This window comes from Enterococcus sp. 12F9_DIV0723 (assembly GCF_002174375.1).
In the GTDB taxonomy this organism is placed as follows: Bacteria; Bacillota; Bacilli; order Lactobacillales; family Enterococcaceae; genus Enterococcus_A; species Enterococcus_A gilvus.
The window spans coordinates 545,521-562,954 of the sequence record NZ_NIBK01000002.1 but is presented as its reverse complement, the minus strand read 5'-3'; the positions used below and the strand labels follow the sequence as shown (position 1 = coordinate 562,954).

Below are 17,434 nucleotides of genomic sequence, written 5' to 3'. Positions count from 1 at the left end.
CGAATTCAATTCGCCCACTATCAGCAAAGAAGGAGTGTGTCAAATGATTATTGGAATTCCAAAAGAGATCAAGAACAATGAAAATCGTGTTGCCCTGCCCCCATCTGGCGTATTTGATTTGACCAATCGCGGCCATCAAGTATTAGTAGAAACGAATGCCGGTAAAGGCTCCGCCATTTCAGATGATGAGTATACCGCGGCAGGCGCTACCATTATCGAGAATGCTGCAGATGTCTGGGCAGCCGAGATGGTCATGAAGGTCAAAGAGCCCCTTCCAGAAGAATATCAGTATTTCCGTAAAGGATTATTATTATTTACTTACTTACACTTAGCTGCAAACAAACCGTTAACAGATGCCCTAGTAAGCAGCGGGGTCAACGCGATCGCCTACGAAAATGTGCAGCCTGCGGACAACACACTGCCTTTACTAGCGCCAATGAGTGAAATCGCAGGACGAATGGCGGCCCAAATCGGCGCGAACTTCTTAGAGCGTGTCAATGGCGGCAAAGGCATCTTGCTTTCCGGCGTTCCAGGTGTGAGACGCGGCAATGTCGTGGTGATCGGCGGCGGTGTCGTTGGGTTGAATGCCGCGAAGCTCGCAGTCGGACTCGGCGCTAACGTGACGCTTCTTGATGTCAGTGTGCCTCGTTTGAAGGAACTGGATATTATTTTCGGCAATAGCGTACAAACCATGATGTCTAACCGCTTCAACATTCAGGAATGCTTGAAGACAGCAGATCTAGTCATCGGGGCTGTCTTGATTCCAGGGCACAAGGCACCGACTTTAGTAACAAAAGAAATGGTAGCGACTATGCCGGATCATGGCGTGATCGTCGATGTGGCCATTGACCAAGGCGGTATTTTTGAAACAGAAGATCGAGTGACCACCCACGACGATCCGACTTATGTCAAAGAAGGCGTCGTCCACTACGCGGTAGCCAATATGCCAGGGGCTGTGCCGCAGACCGCTACCCACGCCTTGAGCAACAGCACGATGACTTATGCAAACCTGCTGGCTAACAATCCGCTAGAAGAAATCTTGAAAACCAATCTAGCCCTGCGTCGCGGAGTGAACACATACGGTGGAAAATTAACGATCGAGGCAGTCGCCAACGATTTAGGTATGGAATACACGCCAATCGATGAGTTGTTGAACACTGAGCTATTAATGAATTCATAAAACAGGAAGGACCTGTCAGCGAACTGCTGGCAGGTTTTTTGTTATAATAAGGTACATTCTTTGATTACAAGGAGGTTCACGGATGATTTTTTCAGATATTACCTATATACGCCCTGATTTGACGCGTTATGAAACGAATGTCGATCAGGCCATCCAGCAGTTTATCGAAGCTGGCGATTATGAAACGGCGAAGCAGGCCTTTGAGCGATTGGACCATCTGCGGGGCGAAATGTCAAAATACATGAAATTGGCGTATATTCGTCACTCGATCAATACAAAAGACAGTTATTACAGCGGAGAAAATGAGTATTGGGATCATCACACCCCTTTGGTCGAACAGGTCCACAATCGCTTTTATCAGGCGTTACTAACCTCCCATTTCCGATCTGAATTGGAGGAGGAATTTCCTGCAACACTTTTTCTATTTGCGGAGGACCAACTGCGGCTGTTAGACGACTCGGTCATCGAACTGATGCAAAAAGAAAATGACGTCATCAGCCACTATACGCAATTGATTGCTTCAGCCGAAATAATATTTAACGGAAAAACCTGCACGTTGTCCGAATTATCTGCTTTCTTCAGTGATCCGGATCGGGCCATTCGCAAAGGGGCTCATGAGGCCTACGAGGAGTTTTTTGTCACACATGAACAGGACTTTGATAGCCTTTATGATCAGTTAGTGCACCTGCGGCATCAGCAAGCCCAAAATTTAGGGTTTGATACTTATGTTGACTATGGTGACCGGTTGATGAATCGTTGGAGCTACGACAGAGACGCTTTAAGAGCCTTTCGCCAATTTATCATTGAGGAAGTCGTACCGATCAATCAAACCCTTTACCGACGCCAAAAAGAACGTCTCGGCGTCGATACGCTTCTGCATTACGACTTGCCCCTCGTCTATCCGAAGGGCAATCCACGTCCTCAAGGAAACGACAAAGAGCTCGTGGCACGTGCACAAAAGATGTACCATGAATTATCAAGTGAAACAGGCGCCTTCTTTGACCAAATGATCCAGCAGGAGCTGATGGATCTCGTCAGCCGTCCGGGCAAACAGAGCGGCGGGTATTGCGAGTTCATTGACGAAGTCCAAATGCCCTTCATCTTCGCCAATTTCAATGGCACTTCAGATGATGTCGATGTCTTGACCCATGAAACAGGCCACGCCTTCCAAAGCTATTTGTCTCGCTGGATCAGAGAACCAGAGCTGGTCTTTCCTACTTCGGATACCGCAGAGATCCATTCTATGAGTATGGAGTTTCTGACGTGGCCCTGGATGGACAACTTTTTTGGGACGGATAGTGAGAAGTATAAATATGCCCATTTAAGCAGTGCACTGCAATTTTTACCTTACGGTGCGCTGGTTGACCATTTTCAAGAAGAAGTGTACGCCCATCCAAATTGGACGGCTTCAGATAGGAAGAAATGTTGGCGAGAATTAGAACAGACCTATTGTCCTGAAAGAGACTATCGTACATCTGAGGCCTTGGAGCGCGGCATCTATTGGTATCGCCAAGGACATATCTTTGAAGTGCCTTTCTATTATATCGACTACACGCTAGCGCAGGTTTGTGCCCTGCAATTTTGGAAACGAGCGATTGTCGAACACGATCCGACTACTTGGGAGGATTATCTTGCCATTTGCCGGATCGGCGGAAGTCAGACATTTTTAGAAACCGTGGCGCTGGGGCAGCTCGACTCTCCCTTTGATCGCGAAAAGATGCGTGACCTATTGGACTCTGCGGCCCGCTACTTATCTGACGTACCAGAGTCAGAATTGAAGTAACAAAAAATGCTGAAGAAGACAGACTATCTAGGAAGATAGAGACTGCTTCTTCAGCTTTTTCTTAATTGTCCAACGGGTGAATCCGGGTTAAAAGGCACTTATCTCTTTTGCGATAATTTTAGCTCTTATTAACAAACCTAAAAAAATCTACTCATTGAGAGCAGATTTCTATTTGGGAATCACCATCCGCCGGTCATTGCTCATTTCGTGAATCATGATCGGTCGCTGATAAAAATCATTTAAAATAGGTTCTTCTAACAGCGCGTCTCGAGGTCCTTGCTGAACAATTTCCCCGCTACGAATCATCAGAACATGCGTCAATATCGGCAAAATTTCTTCCGTGTGATGGGTAACATAGAGCAAGCTTGGGGCGTCTGCCGCCTGCTTCATTCTCTCAATGCGTGCCAGCAGATCCTCTCGTGCAAATAGATCCAACCCGTTGCAAGGCTCATCTAAGATCAACAGCTCTGGTTTAGCCATCAGCGCTCGCGCGATCAGCACTAGCTGTTTTTCCCCTTGGGACAGCACCTGATAAGGTTTACCGATCAGTTTTTCAGCGCCTAGCGACGACAGCATCTGCTTCGCTTCCTTCATTTCAGCATCCGAAACCTGCTGATAAATCCCGATACTGGCAAATTTTCCCGATAGAACGATCCATTCCGCAAGCTCTTCTCGGTGAATTCGTTCTTGCAGAGACTGGCTCACCCAGCCGATCCGCTTCGTCAAATCGGGAATCGATGTCCGTCCAAAGACTTCTCCTAGAACCGTCAACCTCCCGCTTGAGGGCCACAAATTACCAGAAATCATATTTAGCATCAAACTTTTCCCTGCACCGTTCAATCCTAAAACTGCCCAATCTTCACCTGCTTTGATTCGCCAATCAATATCCTGTAACAATACGTTCTGCTGACGGACAAACTGAACGTTCTCAAAAGATAAAATATCCATACTTTCCTACCAACCCCTTCCCTTTTTACAATTTTAACAAAATTTCACAGGAATGATATGGGAAATGATATAATTTAGCAAATGTCTCGAAAGGAGTTTTATCGATGAATTATGAATTATCAGCCAGCACGTTTGCTCCAATCGCAAAGGTCCACTTGCAAAAGGGAGAGAAATTACGGATTGAACCAGGAGCGATGGTCTACCAACTCGGCCAAATCGAATTAGAAGGAAAAATGAACACCAATGGAAAAAAAGGGCTCGGCGGTGCGTTAAGCGCTCTAGGGCGATCCGTGACTAGCGGTGAAGGCTTTTTCATTAGTACAGCCACGGCGAATTCCAATGACGCGATGATCGCTATTGCTCCGGCCGTTCCAGGAAAAATTTTTGCTTTAGATGTCGGTGCTGAACACTGGCGCTTGAACACGGGGGCCTTTCTGGCGAGCGAAGAACAGGTGAATTATCAGATGAAGCGTCAAAAACTATCTGGTGCCCTATTGGGAGGAACCGGCGGCTTGTATGTTATGGAAACCACTGGCAGCGGCCAGATTCTTGTTTCTGCCTTTGGCGACATCGAAAAGGTTGATCTAGATGGCGAGCAGCCGGTCATTATCGACAACCAGCATGTCATCGCGTGGAGCAGCTCGTTGGATTACAACATTAAGGTCGCTTCTGGCACGTTTGGCTTTACAACAGGAGAAGGCGTCGTCAATGAGTTCCATGGTCGCGGGTCTGTCTATATCCAAACACGAAATTTTGAAAGTTTCGCGGAGCATGTCAGCACGTTGATCCCTAAATCTTAAATATTTTTAGGTAGGATTGTAAGTGGGCGGCAGAACAGGTAAAATATGGAGGACACTGTTGTAGAAAGCTGGTTTATATGACTGAAAAAAATACTTACGGAAACGGGTCTGTTGAACATCCTTCACGAATGGCTCGTTACCATGCAGATACGGCAATTCCGCCGAAAAAAGAAGTAAAGAAAACACTGGAACCGACTGACGAAGCAGATGCAATCGGAAACGGTCCTTCTAAACCGAAAAAACAGGCAAGTGCACAGGAAAAAATGGTCCAAAGCACTGCTTGGCTGACGGTCGGAAACATCTTCTCTCGATTATTAGGGGCAGTTTATGTGATCCCCTGGATCGCGTGGATGCAGCCTCACGGACTAGAGGCCAACTATTTGTACACCAAAGGATACAATGTGTACGCCCTGTTTCTCATGATCTCCACTGCGGGAATCCCTGCTGCTGTGGCGAAACAGACGGCTCGATACAACTCCATGAATGAATATGGACTTAGTAAGAAACTGTTATTTTATACTATGCGGTTAATGACTATCGGTGGGATTATCTGTGCCGCTATCATGTTTTTAGGTGCGCCCTACCTGTCTCAAGGAAATGCGGATCTTGTTCCTGTCATGCGCTCGTTAAGCGTCGTCTTGCTGATCTTCCCAGCGATGAGTGTTATTCGCGGGTTTTTCCAAGGAAACAACAACATGAAGCCTTATGCGATTTCTCAGATCGTTGAACAGATTGCCCGTGTTTGCTACATGCTGGCTTCTGCTTTCATCATCATGCAGGTCAATAATGGCAGCTATAAAACAGCCGTCGTGCATTCTACGTTCGCTGCATTTATCGGCGTTGCCTTTGCTATGGCCGTGTTACTGTTCTCATTACTGAAGGAACGAACGGCTTTTCGAGAGCTGATCAAGGAAAGCAACAACCAAATCAGCTTCTCAGGCCGCCAATTGGTCTTACAAATGATTGCCCAAGCGATCCCCTTCATTATCGTCGGCAGCGCCATCAGCATTTTCAAACTGATCGATCAATATTCCTTTGAGAAGATCATGCTGCTTGTCTCCGATTATTCTGCTGCAAAAAATGCGGATTTGTTCACGTTGATATCTGCGAATCCAGATAAATTGACCATGGTTGTTATTGCTTTGGGAACGGCGATGGCGACAGCGGGATTGCCGCTGATCACCGAACGCTTCAACAAAAAAGATCAAGCGGGTCTTGCGCAATTGGTGACTAATAACTTACAATTGTTATTTTTTGTCATGATGCCTGCTACGATCGGAATGATTGTCTTAGCTTATCCGTTGAATACGTTGTTTTATTGGCCTAATCCTTTAGGCGCGGAATTATTGGCAGCCTCTTGTGTCGTCGGCATCATGATGGGCTTGTTCATGGTCTCTTCAACCATGCTTCAAGGGCTAGACGGCAACATGCAAGCGGTATGGTTCCTGTGTATCGGTCTTTTCGTTAAGGTAGTCACACAATTTCCGTTGATTTATATGTTCAAAGCATACGGGCCTTTGATCGCGACTTTTGTTGGCTTATTCGTAGCCAATCTGTTCTTGCTTGACCGTATCCATGTGTTATCGAAATTCCCTTTCAGAGAAACACTAAGCTCTATCGGAAAGGTCACTGTGATGTCCTTGGTTATGGGTGCTGTTGCTTTCGTCGCCAAATTTGGCTGTGAACTGTTTTTAAGTTCAGACTCGAAAGTCCAGTCTATGATCATTATTCTGATTGTCGCGGCTATCGGCGGCTTCACGTACATTCTCTTAGCTTTAAAAACCCGGATGGCGGACAAATTATTAGGCCCTCGGGTCGACGGTATTCGACGTCGTTTGCGGATGCGTTAACAATTAAGCTCCTCTTGGCTTTACGGTCAAGAGGATTTTTATTGAAAAAAACAGCCTGACGCTTTATGCGTCGGGCTGTTTTTCGGGAATCGTACAATACAGCGGCTCAATACCCAGTTTTGCCAAAAAAAGAGTGAAATCACTGAAGGCAATGACCACTGTTGCGGTATTCGTATTTGGATGAAAGCCGATTTTTTCCCTTTGGTCAATGGCTTTATCGATGATCAAGGTAATTTGCTGTTTGGTATCATGGGACAAAGCAAGAGGTGTGACCGAGCCTCGCTCAAGGCCAAGCAACTCAAAAAGCTCTGCTTCCGAAGCAAAGGACAATTGCCGCTCCTCTAATTTCTTGGCAAGCGCCTTGATGTCTAGCCGCTTCTGACCAGGACAGACCACAAAATAATAGTTCTTTGTTTTCTTGCTTTTCATCAATAGGTTTTTCACGTCGCTGCCGTCGATCGTAAAATCGATCTCAGCAACCGTATAAACGGCCTGATGGTCGATCCGTTCATAAGGGATCTGCCACTCTTCAAACAATTGATACACTTCTTGGTCTGTCGCTTTTGACACCCTTCTCACCTGCTTTCTTTTAAGAGATTTCGCCATGTGATGATCGTCTTATTGACATGATTCAAGACTTCCAGCTCCAGCTTTTTCGTATCCGATACTTCCCGCTGTTGAAAATCAAGCAACGCGTCGTAATTTTTATGTAATTGCTCCTCTATCGACTGATTGGCCTCTGAAACGATCAGACTAGACGCTTCCGCCTTCAATTGTTCAAGAACGATCGGTGTCGTTTCTTGAAAATAGACATAGCCATAGCTGTTAAGATTTTTTTTATAGGATTGCAGTGTGTCTAAGGAGTGTTCAAGCACCGTTAGACCATCATTGGTTTGTTTGGGAATCTGAACAACCCCTTCTTTGGTACGCGGAGCCGCTGGTTTTCGTTTCAGGGCCCACCGGGTGATCAAAAAGGTGATGAGACAAACGATCACATTTGACAGCAGCACCTCTGGACGCAAAAGATTTTCGAGCATAACTATCACTTCCTCTAAGAGATGTTTCCATTATACCCAACAAGCCTCGTTTAATATATCCATTTCTCCAAAAAAGAAAGAAAAAGCCAAACCGATTTTTTACGCTCTCAATAGAACGTAAAAACCCGTTTGACTTTCGTGCGGTTCAATCTTCCGCTATACTACTTGTTCGGTTCACTTATTTTTGAGGAGACCTTTGACAATGCCTGTGCTAGATCCTCCAACAAATCGTCTGTGTCCTCGATGCCTACAGATAAGCGGAGCAGCCCTTCTGTAACGCCCTGCTTCTCCCGTTCTTCCTTTGGTACACACGCATGGCTCATCGTCACGGGATAGGATAAGATAGACTCTACTCCACCGAGACTGACTGCGGCGATTGGCAGCTTCAAGGCATCCGCAAATGTGTAGACCGCTTGTTGATCGGCTAATTCAAAAGACAGCACGGCGCCGCCTGAGGTTGCTTGCCGTTTGTGCACCTCATAGTCGGGGTGGCTCGGCAGCCCAGGGTAATGGACTTTTTTCACGGCAGGATGTGCCTCCAGCATTTGGCTGATTCGCTCAGCACTGGTCGCACTCTGCTCCATCCGCAGACCCATCGTCTTCAATCCCCGCATCGTTAGCCAACAATCCTCTACTCCTAAAATCCCCCCCAAAACTTTTTGCTGAAGGGTGATTTGATTGTGCCATTCCTCATCATTTGTCACAACTAATCCTGCGACCACATCGCTGTGGCCATTAATGAATTTCGTCGCGCTATGAATCACGACATCCACCCCCAAAGCAAGGGGCTTCTGAAATTGCGGTGTCATAAATGTGTTGTCCATCATCGTCACTAAATGGTGCGCTTTTGCGATCGCCACGACTCCAGCGATATCCGTTACTGACAGTAACGGATTAGACGGTGTTTCTAAGTAAAGACCACGGGTATTTGGGCGAATCGCTTGTTCCCACTCGTTAAGATTCGTCTCATCAATAAAGGTCACTTCGATGCCGAATCGTTTCATGACCTCATTGACCAATTGGAAAGTCCCGCCATAAATGCTTTTACACATGACTAAGTGATCGCCCTGATTAAAGCTCAGCAGGACCGCCGAGATTGCCCCCATCCCAGAAGCAAAGGCTGTCGCATATTTTCCATTTTCCAACGCCGCGACTGCTTCTTCCAGAGCCGTTCTCGTTGGATTGCCAAAGCGTGAATAGGTATAGGCCTGCCCATCTTTGATGGATGCCTGTTTAAATGTTGAACATTGATAAATCGGAATGGAGGAAGCGCCGCTCTCCTCATCAAATGCGTGATATCCGTGAATAAATTTTGTCTTATCCTTCATTACAAATCCTCCTCAACCATTACTTGTAAACCAAGCTTAACACCAATCGAAGCGTTTTCAGCGATCGTGTATAAATTCCCATAAGAAACTTAGCTTATTTTTAGGAATTCTAGGGGCTTTCTAATGGATGAAGAAATAAAAAATACCGCCTAATAAGAACAGCAATCCGAAATTCACAACACTAAATAAGCCTAAGAATTTCTTCGTTTCGTTTGGAAAATAGATCCGAAACAAATTGTAGCCGATCAGATTCGCTAAAGAGGCCAAAAGGGTTCCCAATCCGCCAATATTGACACCCAAAATGACGGCCTGTTGGTTAGTCGTAAATGGCGCAATCAAGAACGCTGCTGGGACATTTGAAATCACCTGACTGAGCCCCAAACCTGCCAAATAAATTTGTTTGCCATTCAATGACTGTAAAAACTGTTTGATAAATTGCGCTTCTCCGATATTTCCGACTATTAGGAAAAAACATACAAAGGTAAGCAGCAAACCGTAATCCACTTCCTTGAAGAGTTCGCGACGATACACCGCAACGATCAGCGCGACCAAAGGAATGACCCCTTGATAAGGCAGTACATCGAGCACCACCAGAATCATGATAAGCATCAATCCACTCAATAACATCGTTTCTTTACGGTCGAATCGGTGGTCTTCCATGTCTATTTCTTCTAAAGAATCATTTGCGACTAAACGCGTCAACAGTCCTAATGAAAGAACGCTGACCAGCAAGACTAAAAACATCCACGTCAAGAATTGACTCAACGGCACATGATAATAGTCATATAAATATAGATTTTGCGGATTGCCAAAAGGAAAGAAGCTGCTGCCTAAATTCGCTGCCACGATAATCAAGACACTGCCCAAAAAGCGCCCTTTGAATCTTGGAAGAACAGCTAACAGCTTTAAATAAATCGGCAGCAACGTCAAAATCGCCACATCATTTGTTAAAAACATCGAACCAACCAACGATAACAAAATCATTAGCTGAACTAATTGCCGTGTATTCTTTGAATAATGAAGGAGCTTCTGTGCAACGAACCGCAACACTCCCACTTGCTCAAACCCCTGAATCAGCAACATCAAACCAAATAAACTAAAAATCACTTTGTAATCAATAAATCCAGCGGAAAATCGACCGATCAAACAGCTAATGATTGCTAGAAGTAACGAAACACTCATCAATCGATTATTTATAAAATAGTTTGCCATACGCTTCACACGTCTACACCTTCTCATTCTAACTTTCTTTTCAATAGAATACTCCAAATACTTAAAATTAGGCAAAAAATAGACCCCTGACGAGAGGGTCTACTGAAATATTTTAATTAAGCATGTTCCTGATTCGCATAGCCTGCATACGAAGTTCGTTTACTACGATTGTAAAGCACAGAAATAATTTGAATTACAGAAATCACCACAATCACAAGGCTGATAATTAGTCGAATTGATGCGTTATCGCCAGTTGAGATATAGTGCAGCACATCTCCGCTGGACCAGGTTTGTTCCTGTAATAGTTCTACTAATTCAGAACTGAAGATATTTTCTCGCATCAGTAAAAAGACCCCTAGAATTGTCCATATCAAAATCTCAATGATCGACCATAAACACACGCGATTCGTCCAACGGCGATCGACCAGTTTTAATACGTTTGAATTTAAGGTCAACAGGACTCCAACGATCACTGTTGGTATTAAGAGCATCGTAAAGCTGTTACTAAACAACGGCACGTTGACAATCGCATGACCCGTTTTAGAAAAAACCTGCGGAAATAAATTCAAGGCTCCGAAGATCAGAAAAGCGCTAAAAAGCAACGTCGCAATGATCTCTGCCACTGGATCAGAAATTGGAATTAGTTTTTCAGTGGTCAGCGGCGGCAAGTCCTCCACTTTCCAATCATCCTTTTTCTTGCGATTGAAAGCTCCCGTCCGTTCAGCGATCACAAAGCCGATCGTTGTCCATACCAACGTCTGCATTACCCCTGAAACACCGCTCTGAAGACCAGATTGAAACATTGCCTGCAGGGCTCGGCCAACTTGCGGCCCGCTCTGTTGAAGGGTTTCAAAAACACCAGAAACGGCACCAACTATTAAGGTAATAATCCCAACGATCGGTACTAACAGCTTCAATAAACGAATATAGTCATCATAGACCTGCGGAGAGATAAGATAGCGCGGATTTTGCCGATATTGTTCCGCCAGTTCTGCTGGCGCCCCCATTGAGTGAAGGACCTTTTCAATTTCCGCATTGTTGGGTCGTTCTGATAACATATCGTAAATATTACTGCGTAGTTCCTTGGCGACTTCCTCCAGGTCCTTTTCCGGCAATTGCTGAACAACCGCCGCTATATAGCGCTCAATTAGATTTTCCATTTTCACCCCTCCGAATAAATGCCGATCAGACTTTTTTGCATATCCTTCCATTCCTCAAACAACTTTTCCCTAACTTTTATGCCTGTTTTACTGATTGAGTAATACTTACGCGGTCTACTCTCAGTCGTATCCCAATCACTTTCCAACAATTCTTGCTTTTCCAGCCTTCTCAGCAGCGGATAAAGCGTATTGGCTTCAATATCCATTCCTCGCTCCTGCAACGTCTGCAACAACGCATAGCCATAATGAGGCGTACTCAAACTGCCTAATACAGCCAAAACTAGATTTCCTCTTTTCAATTCTGTCACATAGTTTTGAACAATAACCTTGTCTGGCATATGATCACCTCTTCGTATTCATTATACTGTGCGACACACATTATAGTCAATAACACAATATTGTTAACCACAAAAAAACTCCCGAAAAAAATTTCGAGAGTTTAAACATTATTTCGTTTCTAAATCATGCAAGAACAATCCGCTCAAGAGCTTCGGTTCAAACCACGTAGATTTCGGCGGCATGATTTTCTTGGCATCTGCCACGTCTAATAAATCCGTCATTTGTGTTGGATACATGGAGAAGGCCAATTGCCAGTCGCCAGCGTCAACCAATTTTTCAAGTTCTTCGGTTCCACGAATTCCACCGACAAAATCGATCCGTTTGTCGGTGCGAATGTCGTTGATTTCAAAAATATCTTCTAAGACAAATTTTTGCAGCAAGGCTACATCTAGTTTCTCTACTGGATCATTTGGTACCTTCTCAGGCTTAATACTCAATGTGTACCAAGCACTCCCATCGTATAATTGACAATCCCCCGCTTTTTCAGGTTTTTTAGTCCCTGTTTTGGTAACATGATAATTTTCTGCCAAGCGTTCCATAAAATCGGCAGGCGGTGGTGTTTTTAACACGCGATTGTATTCCCAGATCGCTAATTCATCTTCCGGGAAGATGATCGACAAGAATTGTTCCGTTTCGGGATTCTGTTCACCGGATTGACGTTTTTCCAAACCGATTTTTACCGCTGATTCTGTCCGATGATGACCGTCAGCGATATATAATGCATCCACTTTTGTAAAAAGCTCTGCTAAACGATCGCTCGTTGCCGCGTGATCGATCACCCAGACACGATGTGTAACTTCATGATAGCTCACGAAATCATAGACAGGTGCGTGCTTCTTCTGCCAAGTTTTGATGATCGTTTGGATCTCTTCCTGTGGGCGGTAGCTCAAGAAGATCGGACTTGTATTTGCATCGCAGGTGCGGATATGATTCATCCGGTCGATTTCTTTTTCATGACGCGTAAATTCGTGCTTTTTGATTTTTTCATCAATGTAATCGGTGATTGAGGTGCAGGCCACTATGCCCGTTTGACTGCGGCCATTCATCACTAATTCATAAAGATAAAAGTTGGCTTCATTTTCCTTAAATAGCCAGCCCTTCTCTAAAAATGCCGCCAAATTGTCCGCCGCCTTTTGATAGACCTTTTCGTCATAAGGGGAAACATCGACAGGCAGATCAATCTCCGCCTTGTCAATATGAAAATAGCTGTAGGGATTCCCGTTTGCCAGCTCTTTTGCTTCCTGTGAATTCACGACGTCGTAAGGAAGTGCCGCCACTTGCTCGGCTAGGTCCTCTGCGGGTCGAATGGCTTTAAATGGATGAACTTGTACCATTAAAATTCACACTCCTCATCACGTTTGATCGCCCGAACGCGGACGATGCCGTCATTTTTACTTAATTGCTCCACGATTGCTGCTATTTTTCTTGGATTTGTTTCGGAAACGTCCACCAATGTGTAGGCATGCTCGTCTTTTCCGCGATTCACCATGTTGTCGATATTGACCTCTAAAGAAGCGATCTCAGACGCAATCAATCCCAGCATATTCGGCACGTTGCGATTGATAATGGTGATACGGTAGGGTGAATCAAAGGCCATTTCAACATTTGGGAAATTGACCGAACGCTTGATGACCCCTGTTTCCAAGAAACGCTTCAAGCCCCGCGCCGCCATTTTTGCACAGTTTACTTCTGCCTCTTCTGTTGAAGCCCCCAAGTGAGGCAAAACAGTGATCTTGTCATTATGAAGTAATTTTTCTTCCGCGAAATCGGTGGTAAACCCTGCGATTCGTTCTTCATTGACTGCCTTTACCACCGCACAGGTATCCACGATCTCCCCGCGAGCAAAGTTCATTAAATGCGCCGTTTTCTTCATTTGCATCAATTCTTCCGTACTGATCAAATGATGGGTATGCTCCGTCAAAGGAACATGAATCGTGACAAAATCACAATTCGTCAATACTTCCTTCAAATCCTTCGCTCGTTTTACACGACGAGAAATACTCCACGCCGTATCAACAGAAACATACGGATCGTAGCCGGTCACTTCCATTCCTAAACGGTAGGCATCGTTTGCCACCATCGCACCGATGGAACCTAACCCGATCACACCCAATTTTTTTCCTTCTAATTCTGTTCCTGCAAATTGTGCTTTTTGCGCTTCTGCCTGTTCATCGACATTGCTGCCTTCTAAGGTCTGTACCCAACTGATCCCTTGAACCATCGGACGAACAGCCAATAACAGACTAGCGACGACTAATTCTTTCACCGCATTCGCATTCGCTCCTGGCGTATTGAAGACAACGATCCCTTTTTCGGTGCACTCCTTGACCGGAATGTTGTTCGTTCCAGCACCCGCACGCGCCACTGCTAAAACAGATTCAGGAAAGTCATAGTCATGCAGCTTTTGGCTTCGCAGAATGATGCCATCTGGTTCTTCGCTTTCATTGATTCGGTAATTCTCTTTATCAAAACGCGTCATTCCTTCAGGAGCGATCGCGTTGAATGTTTTAATCTGAAACATCTATTTTCCCCCATTTTCCTTTTCAAACGTTTCCATGAATGCGACCAACGCCTCGACGCCTTCTACTGGAAAGGCATTGTACAGACTGGCCCGCATCCCGCCGACAGATCGATGGCCTTTCAAATTTTCAAAGCCTTGTGCTAAAGCTGCTTTATTGAAGGCCTTGTCTAGTTCTTCATCGCCTGTCACAAATGGAATATTCGTGATTGAGCGACTGTTCTTCGCCACTGGACTCGTGAACAGGTTCGATTTTTCGATCGCATCGTAAAGCAATTGCGCTTTTTGCTGATCCTTCGCTGTGATCCCAGCGACACCGCCCTGCTCCTTCACCCATTCAAAGACAAGCTTTGCAATATAAATGGCATAGGTCGGAGGTGTATTATAAAGAGAATTATTTTTCGCCTGCAGTGCATAATCCATCATTGGGGCGAAAACAGCTTCTTGATTGAGCAAATCTTCACGAATGATCACGACTGTAAGCCCTGCTGGACCAATATTTTTCTGTGCGCCGGCATAGATCACACCAAAGTCTTCTACGTTGTACTCATTGGCTAAAATATTCGAAGACATGTCAGCGATCACGGGAACATTGCCCACCTTTGGAATCTTCCCATAGGCTGTTCCTTCTATTGTATTGTTCGTTGTGATGTGCAGGTACGCAGCCTCTTGATCGACGGTCTCCGGCAATTCAGGAATATACGTAAAATTCTTGTCTTCACTTGAGGCGATCACGTCTACCTCTACCGTTTCGATGGCTTTGGCAGCGCTGATGGCTTTTTTTGACCATGATCCTGTGTTCACGTACAATGCTTTTTTTCCTTGCGCAAGATTCAGCGGCAGCATAGTGAATTGCAAGCTGGCTCCGCCTTGCAGGAATAAGACCTTGTAATTGTCTGGAATCGCCATGAGTTCTCTTAATAACGCTTCAGCCTGTTGAATGATGTCTTCAAATAAGGAGGAACGATGACTCAGCTCCATCACGGACATACCGCTGTTTTTGTAATCAAGCATTTCGGACTGTGCGATCTCCAATACTGTTTTTGGTAATACCGCTGGACCCGCAGAGAAATTATAAATCGTCATACTTATTCGCTCCTTTTCATTAGTGACATCCATTTAGATGTGATGATAATTATAACAGATGTCTTTATATGATAAAAGGCTAATTTAAAACTAATTTCTCTATAATATGGTTTTATACTGAAAAATTTCATCTTTGTTTGCAACAATCAAAAAAGCTTAACACTTTCGCGCTAAGCCAATTGGTCTTCTGCTCGTTTTAAAAAAAGTTCAAATTGGTGCCGCTCTTCTTTAGAAAATACCGACTCCATTTGACGACCCAATTCATCGAAAATCGTCTGGACTTTTTCTACCATCTGCTCCCCTTCAGGCGTCAGATAAATATTTTTTTGCCGCTCATTGTTTTTCGGAATTCTGCGATAAATCAATTTCTTTTCTTCCAGCACTTTTAGAATATTCGTTACGGTCGCCTGCTGCTTTCCCAGATAGTTCGCCAATTCTCGCTGCATCGTTCCCGGATACATTGCAATAAAATTCAGACTGCGAGATTGTAAGCTATTCAAATGCAGCGTCTTCAAACGTTCAATAACAAAATTCTGCTGCAAGGTGCTAACCGCATAAATTTTTTCGGCTAAATCTTCTCTTTTTGAGATCATCTGCTCCCTCATTTCTTTCTTAATAGTTTAAATCACAACTATTTATTTGACAACTGTTTTCAATCAGCGTATGCTGTCGATAGTTAAAATTACAACTATTTATGTTTAAAGAAAGAAGCGAATACTATGTCATTAACACCGCAAGAGATGCAACACACAAAAGAAGAATTCAAAGAAAATGTCGAACGAACAGGTCTTAGCCTCGAGCAAATTGCCGCTGACCTCCATACGACGCCTCAAACGATTAAAAATATTTTGACCCTTGATGTCAGTCATATCGAAGATCCCTGGATTCTCAAAAATTATTTAGAAGAAACACTAAAAATCAAAGGCAAAGCCGCGGTTCCCTTTACTGCATTGACAGGTGATCACCACAGCTATTGGTTCTTGAATAGTCGTCGGATCGATAAAAAGAAAATCGGATAGAAGGGAACTTTAATTAATTCATTACAAGGGAAAAATATTCTATTTCATCTTTTGTTAATGATAGATTATACTAAAATCCAACTAAAAAAAAACTGACAGACAAATTTTTTAACAGTCCTAAAAATTATAGCGCCTGATTTTTAAAAGACTTTTGTTTCCTTCTACAAGTTGGAATCAAAAGTCTTTTTTATCGTCCTTGATTTTCGAGTCAAATTCCTTTGCTACATATTGTCACATCGTTGAAATGAGGCCTGTTACAAAACATCTCTTTATGCACGCTTTTAAATCAGGTACACTGAAATTATCTTAAGTGAGTCAACTGGTGAAAGGTGGGATTTTTTATGAAAATAGGAAGCAAGCTAAAAGAACTTCGCATCGCTCATGGATATACTCAAGCGGAATTGGCAACGATTCTCAATGTCTCCCGTTCAACGATCTCAAGTTGGGAGATCAATCGAACCTACCCTGATCTCAGTATGCTTGTTTCATTGAGCCAACTGTATAACATTACGGTCGATCAATTGATCAATGAAGATGACAAGCTAGTGGATACGATGACGAAGGAGACGAAAAGGAATATGATCTTTAAACGAATCATTCTGTCATTGATCGTTGTGGTCCTCTCTTTTGCCGTAGTCTTTGCCTTTTTGCTCAGGGAAAATCACCAAGCAAATGAAGAAAAAGTCCTGTCCTATGAATTTTCAGATTATTCAAAATTCGTAGAAAAAAAGAAAGAGAACGACAATTCGATCTATTATTATAAAGATAATTTTGTTGAAGAAATCATTGATACCTTACCTGACGGAAATGAAACTAGTCTCTGGCAATCCGCTCACCTAAATACTGGCTTTGACAGTCAAGTCATTTTAAAGGTTAAAAGAGATCAAGAAAATCAAATCAAAAAAGTCTCAGTAGTTGAGATGAAAGATACAATTCAATTAATAGAGGACCCGTATGGCGGAAAAATTCATGCGGTGAAGTACAAATCAATAGAAGAAGCCAATGAAGCTATCGCAGCAACAGCTCGTGATGCGGAAGGAAATCCAGAAGGGCTGGTTGCTATGAGAGGTGATGATACCCATGCAACTGCTTATTTTAAAGTCACTGATTCTGACTAGTAATTCTACTCCCTCACGTTTGTACAAACTAGTAACCTCTTCTTCCGAGTGTCTTT

17 protein-coding genes are annotated in these 17,434 nt (G+C 44.0%); 6 read left to right on the top strand and 11 right to left on the bottom strand.

All coding sequences use genetic code 11. The features are described 5' to 3' along the window. Positions 1-43: 43 nt before the first annotated feature. On the top strand, positions 44-1,180 hold the full coding sequence (gene ald, locus A5868_RS15755) for an alanine dehydrogenase (protein ID WP_086304723.1): 1,137 nt from the start codon (positions 44-46) through the stop codon (positions 1,178-1,180). An 82-nt stretch (positions 1,181-1,262) separates the two neighbouring features. After that, entirely contained in the window at positions 1,263-2,963 is a 1,701-nt protein-coding gene (locus A5868_RS15750) for a M3 family oligoendopeptidase (protein WP_086304721.1), read from the top strand. A 168-nt stretch (positions 2,964-3,131) separates the two neighbouring features. Here A5868_RS15750 and A5868_RS15745 read toward each other — a convergent pair whose 3' ends face one another. After that, the gene (locus A5868_RS15745) at positions 3,132-3,911 is read right to left on the bottom strand and encodes an ABC transporter ATP-binding protein (protein ID WP_086304719.1); all 780 of its coding nucleotides are present in this window, start codon (positions 3,909-3,911) and stop codon (positions 3,132-3,134) included. A gap of 104 nt (positions 3,912-4,015) precedes the next feature. Between A5868_RS15745 and A5868_RS15740 the strand changes: the two genes are divergently transcribed. Both A5868_RS15740 and A5868_RS15735 read left to right on the top strand, forming a co-directional pair. Next, positions 4,016-4,711 (top strand): TIGR00266 family protein, encoded by a 696-nt coding sequence (locus A5868_RS15740; RefSeq protein ID WP_086304717.1) that lies wholly within the window; start codon positions 4,016-4,018, stop codon positions 4,709-4,711. Positions 4,712-4,788: 77 nt separating this feature from the next. Continuing rightward, a complete protein-coding gene (locus tag A5868_RS15735; RefSeq protein ID WP_010779342.1) occupies positions 4,789-6,561 on the top strand; it encodes a putative polysaccharide biosynthesis protein in 1,773 nt (590 codons plus the stop codon). 63 nt (positions 6,562-6,624) lie between these two features. Here the strand turns inward: A5868_RS15735 and A5868_RS15730 are convergent, their stop codons facing one another. The 10 genes from A5868_RS15730 to A5868_RS15685 all read right to left on the bottom strand — a co-directional run bounded on the left by A5868_RS15730 (position 6,625) and on the right by A5868_RS15685 (position 15,834). Continuing rightward, positions 6,625-7,131: a prolyl-tRNA synthetase associated domain-containing protein gene (locus A5868_RS15730; protein ID WP_086304715.1), complete on the bottom strand. Its 507-nt coding sequence runs from the start codon at positions 7,129-7,131 to the stop codon at positions 6,625-6,627. A 5-nt stretch (positions 7,132-7,136) separates the two neighbouring features. Beyond that, positions 7,137-7,598 (bottom strand): hypothetical protein, encoded by a 462-nt coding sequence (locus A5868_RS15725; protein WP_086304713.1) that lies wholly within the window; start codon positions 7,596-7,598, stop codon positions 7,137-7,139. A 161-nt stretch (positions 7,599-7,759) separates the two neighbouring features. Continuing rightward, a complete protein-coding gene (locus tag A5868_RS15720) occupies positions 7,760-8,926 on the bottom strand; it encodes a trans-sulfuration enzyme family protein (RefSeq protein WP_086304711.1) in 1,167 nt (388 codons plus the stop codon). A 120-nt stretch (positions 8,927-9,046) separates the two neighbouring features. Beyond that, positions 9,047-10,138, bottom strand: a complete 1,092-nt coding sequence (locus A5868_RS15715) for an SLC13 family permease (protein WP_254908356.1) — start codon at positions 10,136-10,138, stop codon at positions 9,047-9,049. A 116-nt stretch (positions 10,139-10,254) separates the two neighbouring features. Further along, on the bottom strand, positions 10,255-11,298 hold the full coding sequence (locus tag A5868_RS15710; protein WP_086304707.1) for an HAAS signaling domain-containing protein: 1,044 nt from the start codon (positions 11,296-11,298) through the stop codon (positions 10,255-10,257). A gap of 2 nt (positions 11,299-11,300) precedes the next feature. After that, positions 11,301-11,636, bottom strand: coding sequence for a PadR family transcriptional regulator (locus A5868_RS15705; RefSeq protein WP_086304706.1), 336 nt, complete (start codon positions 11,634-11,636; stop codon positions 11,301-11,303). Positions 11,637-11,744: 108 nt separating this feature from the next. Continuing rightward, the gene (locus A5868_RS15700; protein WP_086304704.1) at positions 11,745-12,971 is read right to left on the bottom strand and encodes a DUF1015 domain-containing protein; all 1,227 of its coding nucleotides are present in this window, start codon (positions 12,969-12,971) and stop codon (positions 11,745-11,747) included. Beyond that, on the bottom strand, positions 12,971-14,158 hold the full coding sequence (locus tag A5868_RS15695) for a 3-phosphoglycerate dehydrogenase family protein (protein ID WP_086304702.1): 1,188 nt from the start codon (positions 14,156-14,158) through the stop codon (positions 12,971-12,973). The genes A5868_RS15700 and A5868_RS15695 overlap by 1 nt, the downstream gene beginning before the upstream one ends. After that, entirely contained in the window at positions 14,159-15,241 is a 1,083-nt protein-coding gene (gene serC, locus A5868_RS15690; protein ID WP_086304700.1) for a 3-phosphoserine/phosphohydroxythreonine transaminase, read from the bottom strand. A 170-nt stretch (positions 15,242-15,411) separates the two neighbouring features. Next, on the bottom strand, positions 15,412-15,834 hold the full coding sequence (locus A5868_RS15685) for a MarR family winged helix-turn-helix transcriptional regulator (protein ID WP_086304698.1): 423 nt from the start codon (positions 15,832-15,834) through the stop codon (positions 15,412-15,414). A 126-nt stretch (positions 15,835-15,960) separates the two neighbouring features. Here A5868_RS15685 and A5868_RS15680 point away from each other — a divergent pair, with 126 nt between their 5' ends. Together A5868_RS15680 and A5868_RS15675 are read left to right on the top strand one after the other, a co-directional pair. Then, positions 15,961-16,260 (top strand): DUF2316 family protein, encoded by a 300-nt coding sequence (locus tag A5868_RS15680; RefSeq protein ID WP_086304696.1) that lies wholly within the window; start codon positions 15,961-15,963, stop codon positions 16,258-16,260. A gap of 341 nt (positions 16,261-16,601) precedes the next feature. Then, positions 16,602-17,378: a helix-turn-helix domain-containing protein gene (locus tag A5868_RS15675; protein ID WP_086304694.1), complete on the top strand. Its 777-nt coding sequence runs from the start codon at positions 16,602-16,604 to the stop codon at positions 17,376-17,378. The last annotated feature ends 56 nt before the right edge of the window (positions 17,379-17,434 follow it).